This window comes from Umezawaea sp. NPDC059074 (genome assembly GCF_042738955.1).
Taxonomy (GTDB): domain Bacteria; phylum Actinomycetota; class Actinomycetes; order Mycobacteriales; family Pseudonocardiaceae; genus Umezawaea.
Window position 1 is genome coordinate 21,001 of the sequence record NZ_JBHYHC010000120.1, and the last position, 8,448, is coordinate 29,448.

The following is an 8,448-nucleotide window of genomic DNA, read 5'->3' on the forward strand; positions in this document are numbered from 1 at the left end:
GGCCCTGACGGAACCCGTGGTGACGCGGTCGATCAGCCGAGCAGCGAACGCTCCTCGGCGAAGTGGCACGCCGACAGCGTGCCCTCGCCGGAACCGCGGCGCTCCAGCTTCGGCTCCTCGGTGGCGCAGATGTCCTGCGCCTTCCAGCAGCGGGTGCGGAACCGGCAGCCCGACGGCGGGTTGACCGGGCTGGGCACGTCGCCGGTGAGCACGATCCGCTGGCGCCTGCGCTCCAGCTTGGGGTCGGGCACCGGCACCGCGGACAGCAGCGCCTGCGTGTACGGGTGCATCGGCCGCGCGTAGATGTCCTCGCGGTCACCGAGTTCGATGATCTTGCCGAGGTACATCACCGCCACGCGGTCGGAGATGTGCCGGACCACCGAGAGGTCGTGCGCCACGAACAGGTAGGCCAGGCCCAGCCGTTCCTGGAGCTCCTCCAGCAGGTTGACGACACCGGCCTGCACGGACACGTCCAGCGCGGACACCGGCTCGTCCAGCACGACCAGCTTCGGGTTGAGCGCGAGCGCCCGCGCGATGCCGATGCGCTGCCGCTGGCCGCCCGAGAACTCGTGGGCGTAGCGGTTGCGGTGCTCCGGGTTCAGGCCGACGAGCTCCATCAGCTCGTTGACCCGGTGCTGGATGTCCTGGCCCTCGGCGCCGTGGATCTTGAACGGCTCCGAGATGATGTTGTTGATGTTCCAGCGGGGGTTCAGCGACGCGTACGGGTCCTGGAACACGATCTGCATGTCCCGGCGGACGCCCTGCAACGCCTTGCCCTTGAGCTTGGTCAGCTCCTTGCCCTCGAACTTCACCGAGCCCGAAGTGGGCTTGTGCAGCTGGAGGATCGCCCGGCCGGACGTGGACTTGCCGCAGCCGGACTCGCCGACCAGGCCCAGCGTCTCGCCGGGGTAGAGGTCGAACGAGATGCCGGACACGGCCTGCACCTGGCCCACGGTGCGCGGGATGATCCCGCCCCCGCGGACCGGGAACGACTTGACCAGGTCGTTGACCTCGAGCAGAGGGGTCTTGCCCGCGTTCTTGGCCGCGGAGGAGGGTTTCGCCGCGGTCGTGGTGGTGGGCTCGCCAGTCGAGGTCGTCATGAGGTCGGGTTCTCCTCTTCTTCCTGCATCCGGGCCTCCACGACGTCGACGTCCTCGACGATCGGGATGTCCGGGTTGGCGACGGTGAGCGAGGCGGGGTTCTCGACCACGCCGATCTCGTCCGTCGCGAACAGCTTCTGCGGGTCCACCAGGGTGGCCAGGTGCGCGGTCCGGTGGCACCGGGAGAAGTGCCCGACGCGGTCGGTCTCCAGCAGTTCCGGCTCGGTCTCCCGGCACTCGTCGATCGCCAGCGGGCAGCGCGGCGAGAACGCGCAGCCCGAGGGCAGGTTCATCAGCGAGGGCGGCGCGCCCTTGATGGGCGTGAGCCGCTTGCCGAGCAGGCTGGGGTTCGGGATCGAGCCCAGCAGGCCGACGGTGTAGGGCATCCGCTGGGCCTCGAAGACCTCGTCCACGCCGCCCTGCTCGACGACCGTGCCGCCGTACATGACCTGGACGCGGTCCACCATGCCCGCCACGACGCCGAGGTCGTGGGTGATCACGATGATGCCCGCGTTCGTCTCGTCCCGGATCCGCAGCAGCGTGTCCAGGATCTGCGCCTGCACGGTGACGTCCAGCGCGGTCGTGGGCTCGTCGGCCACGATCACGTCGGGGTCGTTGATGATCGCCATAGCGATCATCACGCGCTGCCGCATGCCGCCGGAGAACTCGTGCGGGTACTGCGCGGCGCGCCGGTCGGGTTGCGGGATGCCGACGAGCTCCAGGGAGTCGACGGCCTTCGCCCACGCGGCCTTCTTCGACACGTCGTGGTGCGCCTTGTAGGCCTCGGCGAGCTGCCACCCCACGGTGTAGACCGGGTTCAGCGACGTCATCGGGTCCTGGAAGATCATCGAGATGTTGTTGCCCCGCACTGGCATCATCTGCTTGTAGTCCCGGCCCACGAGCTCGTGGTCCTTGAACTTGATCGACCCGGTCACGTTGGCCGTCTTCGGCAGCAGGCCCATGATCGCCATGGACGACACCGACTTGCCGGACCCCGACTCGCCGACGACGCCCAGCACCTCGCCGGGGGCGAGGGTGAACGACACGTTCCGCACCGCGTGCACGACGCCGTCGTCGGTCGGGAAGTCGACCGACAGGTTCTGCACGGTGAGCAGCTTCTCCGAGGACGACGAGCTGCCCGCCGACTCCGGAGCGTCCATCACATCGAGCTCGCTCATGCCTTCACCCTCTTCTGCCTCGGGTCGAAAGCGTCCCGGAGACCGTCACCGATGAAGTTCACCGACAACGAGATCAGCACGATGAACACGAAGGGGATCAGGAACAACCACGGGTGCAGGTTCAACTCGTTCTTGTTCAGCGAGATCATCAGGCCGAGCGAGGTGTCCGGGCTGTGCACGCCGAGGCCGATGAACGACAGCGCGGCCTCCAGCAGCACCGCCTGCGCGACCGCGAGGGTCGCGTTCACGATGATGACGTCCACCGTGTTCGGCAGGATGTGCCGGAAGATGATCCGCGAGGTCGACGCGCCCAGCGCGCGGGCGGCCTCCACGAACTCCTTCTCGCGCAACGACAGCACCATGCCGCGGATGACGCGGGCGATGGAGAGCCAGCCGATCAGGCCGAGGTAGAGGGCCACCACGAGCCAGTTGCTGGAGCCGCCGCCGGTCGCCGTGGCGACGAAGCTGTTGCGCACCAGCACGGCCGCGATGATGAAGCCGGGGATCACCAGCAGCAGGTCGATGAACCGGCTGATCGCCGTGTCCACCCAGCCGCCCTTGTAGCCCGCGAGCGCGCCGAGGACGACACCGATCAACGTGGACAGGAAGGCCACGACCAGCGCGATCTGCAGCGAGAACTGCGTGCCGCGGATGATCTGGGCCACCATGTCCGCGCCGAGGCGGTCCGTGCCGAACGGGTGGTTGGCCGTCGGGTTCTCGTACCGGGTGAACCCGAGGTCGGTGTAGCTGTACTGCCAGAACGCGCTGCCCAGGAAGGCGAACAGCACCAGGACGACGAAGATCACCACACCGATGACCGCGGCGCGGTGCCGCAGGAAGCGGCGTGCGATGACCTGCCACTGCTTGCGCGCCGACGACGAGTCGAACTGGCTCTTGTCGGCTGTGGTGGGAGCCGTGGGTGGCGCCACGGGCGAAGTCAGGTCAGTCAAGGCGGATCCTCGGGTCCATGAACGCGTACAGGACGTCCGCGATCAGGTTGAACACGATGATGAACACGGCCGTCACCATCATGAAGCCCAGCACCTGGAACGGTTCGAGCTTGGTGATGGCGTCCACCAGGAACTTGCCCATGCCCGACCAGCCGAAGACCGTCTCGGTGATCACGGCGCCGCCGATGGTCGCGCCGAAGTTCAGCGACGAGACGGTGACGATCGGGATGAGCGCGTTGCGGAAGGCGTGGCGGAAGATCGAGCGCGCCTCGGAGATGCCCTTGGCCTGCGCGGTCCGGACGTAGTCCGCGTTCAGCGTGTCCAGCATGGACGCCCGCTGGAACCGGCTGTACAGCGCGAACTGGATGACGACCAGCGAGATGGTCGGCAGGATGTACGCGCCGGTGTACTGGAAGAACTGCTCGCCGAACCCGCCCTTGAACCCGTCACCCGGTGGTCCGGCGGTGATGATCCACCGGTCCGCGCCTATGGACTCCAGCCAGTTGTTGAGCGAGATGCCCCCGGTTTTCAGGATGAGGGCGACGCAGAACAACGGCATCGAGAACATCGCGAACGATATTCCGGTGGCTGTGTAGTCGAAGAGTGAGTACTGTCTGACCGCGCCGATGACGCCGACGAGCATCCCGAGCAGCAGCGCGATGATCTCGGCGAGGATGACGAGCCGGAAGGTGACGACGAAGGCCTTGCCGATGTCGGTCTTCACGTCGCGGCCCGCGTTGCCGGGGACGACGGACTCGCCCCAGTCGCCGGTGACGAAGTCGCCCGCCCAGGAGCCGTAGCGCTCGAGGAACGGTTTGTTGTAGCCGGTCCGCTCGTAGGCCGCGGAGATCTCGGCGGGGGTGCGCGGCTTCTGCAGCTTCCACTCGCCCAGGGGGTCGCCCATGGCCGTCGTGAGCGCGAAGCAGAGGAAGGACGCGAGGATCAACAGCGGGATGGAAATCATCAACCGCCGGATTATGTATCGCAGCATGAGAGGTCTCCCTAGGCACCCCCGCAGGCGCGGGCGAGCCTACCGGACGGTGACACCGTCCAGGGGGTTGGTGCTCGTGGCACCAACCCCCTGGCCCGGTTTGGTTAATTCAGAACGAGTCGGTGGCTACTTCTTCTGCCACGCGAAAGCGTTCCAGGTGACACCGCCGCCGACGCCCACGTAGCTGATCGGGCCGATGTCGGCGCTCGAGGCCGCGAAGTCGGGCAGCTGGAACAGCGGGATGCTGTGCATGTCGGTGCGCATCTGCTTGTCGACCTCGTTCATCAGGTCGACGCGCTTCTTGTAGTCCAGCTCGCCGTTCGCCTGCTTCCACTTCTCGTCCACGACGGACGAGGAGTAGTTGTTGTAGTTGCCCGAGCCGCCCTTGTCCTTGCTGGCGTAGTTGCCGTAGGCACCCGCCTTCAGGGGCTGGCCGACCCACGCGAACAGGGCAGCGTCGAACTCGCTGGCCGGGAGTCGCTTGTCGTTGAAGTCGACGTCCTGGTCGTCCACGATCTCGATGCCGGCCTGCTTGCACTTGTCCTGGAGGATGCGGACGGTGTCGGCGCGGCGCTGCACGACCTTGTGGCCGAGCTTGAAGGACGCCTTGAACTCGCCCTTGGTGTAGATGCCGTCGGCGCCCTGCTTCCAGCCGCCACCCTCGAGGGTCTTCTTGGCGGCGTCGACGTCACCCTTGCCGATGTCGCTGAAGTGCTCCTCGTAGCCGACCTCGTTGGGCATGAACGTGAGGCTGTTCAGCGGCTTCGCGTTCGGGTCGACGTCCTTGACCAGCTTGTCGACCAGGGACTGGCGGTCGAAGCACTGGGCGATCGCCAGGCGCAGGTCGGGGTTGTTCTTGAACAGCGGGCGCGCCATGTTCAGGTCGACGTGCTCGAAGGTCTGGCCACCGGCGGCGAAGACGTTGAACGCCGAGTCGCCGCGGAGCTGCTGCGCGACGGCCGGGTCGGCCTGCGGAGCGATGACCTGGACTTCCTTGTTCTGCAGCTGCTGCGCCGCGGACTGGGAGTCGGTGTTGGTCTTCAGGATGATCTTGGACGGACCACCCTTCTCGCCCCACCACTTCGGGTTGCGCTCGAGGACGGTCTGGTCCTTGAGGTCCGACGAGGTGATGACGTACGGCCCGCCGGAGAGCGCGACGGAGGCGTCGAAGCCCAGCCAGCCCTTGGTGTAGAACTCGGCGGCCTTCTTGACCGTGTCGTCGTTCTGCGAGGGCAGGACCTTGGTGATGTCCGGGATCGAGGTCTTCTCCTCGAGGATGTGCGCGGGGAGGAGGCCGTCGCTGCCCGGCGAGGAGAAGATGCCGCGGTAGTCCGCGTACGCCTTGTCCTTGAAGAACGTGGTGGTGACGGTCTTGTTGTTGTCCGAGCAGTCCAGCTTCTCGATGTCCTCGTAACCCGTGGGGGTCGAGTCCCAGATGCTGGCCTCGGTGCCGTCCTCGCCCTTCACGGTCGCCTTGCTGGCGCCCGCGAGCCACTTCAGGTAGAAGTCCTTGCAGTCGATCGGCTTGCCGTCCGACCAGACCGCCTCCTTGCGGACCTTCCACACGATGGTCTGCGGGGAGGTCGAGGTGACCTCGACCGACTCCATCAGGTCGCCGTCGACCTTGATGACGAGCTTGCCGTCGACCAGCTCGGAGATGAAGGGCGAGGGCTGCGCGCTGGACAACGCGATGGTGCTGGAGAAGTTGTTCGTCGCACCGATGTTGTTGTTGTAGTTGTGGAAGCCCTCTTCCACGGCAACGGCGACCTCGCCGATGTCGTTCACCTTCGGGCGCTTGTAGACCTGATCCGCGCCACCAACGTCACCAGGGTTGGAATCCTGCTGCCCGGCATCGCCGGAGCCGCCCGAACCGCCCGAGCCGCACGCACCCAGGACGAGTGCGGAGCTCGTCAGCAGCGCGAGCGCCGAGACAGCCTTTGATTTCCTCATCGACACGTGCCCTCCTAGCACCGGGTTGGAGCGGCCGTTTGAGCCGTCGTCCACCCATAACCGTGATGTGCCAAACGCGCCCCGAACCGACACACCGTTGCAGCACGATAAGAACCCGTGAGCAGCACGGTCACTGCTGTTCGGCCGATCGTGACCAAAGGGTGACACGCTGGTAGCAGCACGCTACTCCGTGGTTACCGGGCGGGAGCGTTCGTTAACCGGACGGAGGGAATACTGTCAAAATTAACATCCGGCGGCCACTCGAGGAAGAGTCCGTCGAAAGTGGATTCTCAGCCGCCCTCGCGACGCCAGCCGGCAGCCCCGCTGAGCGGCCCGGCGAAGGGCGCTCCGACGTCCGCGCCCTGTGCCTCCGGTAGGACTACCAGGAGGTCGGCCACCTGGAACAACGGCAGGGCGACCGCTTGCTGCCAGAGCACCGGTTCGATCTTGGCGAGGGCCTCGCTCACCAGCATCCGGCCGCTCAGGGCCGCGTCGATCGTGGGCTGCAAGGTCTGATCGCAAAATCCGGAGAGATTAGCCGGAATGGGTGTGGATCCGTCCCCGATCGAGGGACGACACCCGAATGAGGAGGCCAGTGTCGCGGCCGAATCACCCGTGTCCACCTGCGGAACAACGGTTATGTCGACCGTGGAGCCCTGATCACCATTGGGTGAACCGACGAGGTCTTGTCCGAACAACTGATTCGCGGGCGGGGAGATCACCTTGGCCGGGATTCCGGCCAGAACGAGTTGCCGTTGCACCTGGTTGGCGACGGTGTTGTACGGCTCGGTGCCCTCGGCCGCCGCGATGGTCAGGCTCAGCGGCTTCCCGTCCCGCTGCCACACGCCGCCGTCCGGGCGGGTGAACCCGGCCTCGCCGAGGAGCCGGGTGCTCGCGGCCAGGTCCTGGCCGGTGCCCGGCGGGATCGTCGGGACGTAGCCGGGCCTGGACGGCGGGGTGACCTGCGAGTCGGCCCGCAGCTGGGCGGCGGGACCGTTGCCGGTGCCCACCGCGATGAGGGCCTCGCGGTCCAGCGCCGCCAGGACGGCCTGGCGGACCTTCGGGTCGGCCAGCTGCGGCGCGGCCGGGCGCAGGAGGACCTGGACGACCTCGGGGCGCGGGACGGGCTTGCTGACGAGCGGGGTGGTCTTGGCGAGCTCCGCCACGGTGTTCAGGGCGATGGCGTCGGCGCGGATCAGCGCGGCCTGGTCGTCCCGGTCGCCGAGCGCGGTCACGGTGCCCTCGTGGCTGGCCCGCCGCAGCACCACCCGGTCCAGCGTCGTCGCCTGCTCCCAGTAGCGGTCGCTGCGCTCCAGGATGATCTCGCCGCGCGGCTGGTCGAGCGTCTTGACCTGGAAGGGGCCCGCGGTGGCCGGGAAGCTGTCGGCCAGCGCCGTCCCCCACCCGCCCGGCTGGTCCTTGAGGAGGTGGGCCGGCAGCAGGTTGCCGAACAGCGAGCGCCAGCCGGGGTAGGGCTTGCTGAACGTGACCTCGACCGTCTTGCCGCCCTCGCGGGAGGCGATGTCGGAGATGAGGCGGTACCCGGCCGGGTCGACGACACCGGCCTCACCGCGCATCCGCTGCCAGAGGTAGACGAAGTCCTCGGCGGCGACGGGAGCCGTGTCGGTCCAGGAGGCGTCCTGGCGGACGGTGTAGCTGACGGTGTACGGCTCGGTCTTGGTGACCTGGGCCGAGACCATGAGGGTCGTGTCGAGCTGCGGGGTGCCGTCCGGGGCGGCCCGGAACACGCTCGGGAGGAGCAGGCTCGTCAACGCCGTCGTGATGGTGGACTGGCCCGCGATGGTGTGGGGGTTGTAGCTGCCCTTGACGTCGTCCACGCCGACCACGACCTCGTTGAGGGTCTGCTCGGGGACGACCGACATGCCGGGCGTGGAGGGGACCAGCGGAAGCGGCCCGGAGTTGGTGCACGCGGAAAGGGCGAACAGCAGCGCCACCGCGAGTGGGATTCGGGTCCCCCCAGACCGAGTCATGCCCCGCAGCCTGCCAGACGGGGTTGACCGTTGACGTGTGGGCCTGGGGTTCATGTGGGGAGGACGCGTGGCGGGGGTCGGGGGTTCCTCGGGGGTCCTGGTTGTTCGGGGTTCTTCGGGGAGCTGGGTTGCGCTGGGGCCGGTGGAGCGGGGTGGCGTTTCCGGCGGTGGCTGGGTAGGCGGTTCCGCTGGTGGCCGATTTGACTTGGGGCCCCTCTTTTTGGCGCTAGTCGGGCCAAAACGGCAGGTGGAAAGCTTGCCGCCCGACTGAGTTTAGCGCCAAAAACC

The 8,448-nt window shown here is 67.4% G+C and carries 6 protein-coding genes; all 6 read right to left on the reverse strand.

Features of this window, described 5'->3' with window-relative positions; translation table 11 throughout:
- Nucleotides 1–32: 32 nt before the first annotated feature.
- Complete coding sequence (locus ACFWW9_RS36065) at nt 33–1,100, reverse strand: ABC transporter ATP-binding protein (protein ID WP_390386798.1); 1,068 nt, start codon at nt 1,098–1,100, stop codon at nt 33–35.
- Complete coding sequence (locus tag ACFWW9_RS36070; RefSeq protein WP_390386799.1) at nt 1,097–2,278, reverse strand: ABC transporter ATP-binding protein; 1,182 nt, start codon at nt 2,276–2,278, stop codon at nt 1,097–1,099. The genes ACFWW9_RS36065 and ACFWW9_RS36070 overlap by 4 nt, the downstream gene beginning before the upstream one ends.
- Nucleotides 2,275–3,228: an ABC transporter permease gene (locus tag ACFWW9_RS36075; RefSeq protein ID WP_390386800.1), complete on the reverse strand. Its 954-nt coding sequence runs from the start codon at nt 3,226–3,228 to the stop codon at nt 2,275–2,277. The genes ACFWW9_RS36070 and ACFWW9_RS36075 overlap by 4 nt, the downstream gene beginning before the upstream one ends.
- The gene (locus ACFWW9_RS36080; RefSeq protein ID WP_390386801.1) at nt 3,221–4,219 is read right to left on the reverse strand and encodes an ABC transporter permease; all 999 of its coding nucleotides are present in this window, start codon (nt 4,217–4,219) and stop codon (nt 3,221–3,223) included. The genes ACFWW9_RS36075 and ACFWW9_RS36080 overlap by 8 nt, the downstream gene beginning before the upstream one ends.
- 126 nt (nt 4,220–4,345) lie before the next feature.
- Nucleotides 4,346–6,169 (reverse strand): ABC transporter family substrate-binding protein, encoded by a 1,824-nt coding sequence (locus tag ACFWW9_RS36085; RefSeq protein ID WP_390386802.1) that lies wholly within the window; start codon nt 6,167–6,169, stop codon nt 4,346–4,348.
- Nucleotides 6,170–6,459: 290 nt separating this feature from the next.
- Entirely contained in the window at nt 6,460–8,160 is a 1,701-nt protein-coding gene (locus ACFWW9_RS36090; protein WP_390386804.1) for an ABC transporter family substrate-binding protein, read from the reverse strand.
- Nucleotides 8,161–8,448 lie beyond the last annotated feature (288 nt).

What these genes read in the sequence shown, in the direction of transcription:
- ACFWW9_RS36065 (WP_390386798.1), bottom strand. Translation starts at nt 1,100, where the DNA reads ATGACGACCTCGACTGGCGAGCCCACCACCACGACCGCGGCGAAACCC.
- ACFWW9_RS36070 (WP_390386799.1), bottom strand. Translation starts at nt 2,278, where the DNA reads ATGAGCGAGCTCGATGTGATGGACGCTCCGGAGTCGGCGGGCAGCTCG.
- ACFWW9_RS36080 (WP_390386801.1), bottom strand. Translation starts at nt 4,219, where the DNA reads ATGCTGCGATACATAATCCGGCGGTTGATGATTTCCATCCCGCTGTTG.
- ACFWW9_RS36085 (WP_390386802.1), bottom strand. Translation starts at nt 6,169, where the DNA reads ATGAGGAAATCAAAGGCTGTCTCGGCGCTCGCGCTGCTGACGAGCTCC.
- ACFWW9_RS36090 (WP_390386804.1), bottom strand. Translation starts at nt 8,160, where the DNA reads ATGACTCGGTCTGGGGGGACCCGAATCCCACTCGCGGTGGCGCTGCTG.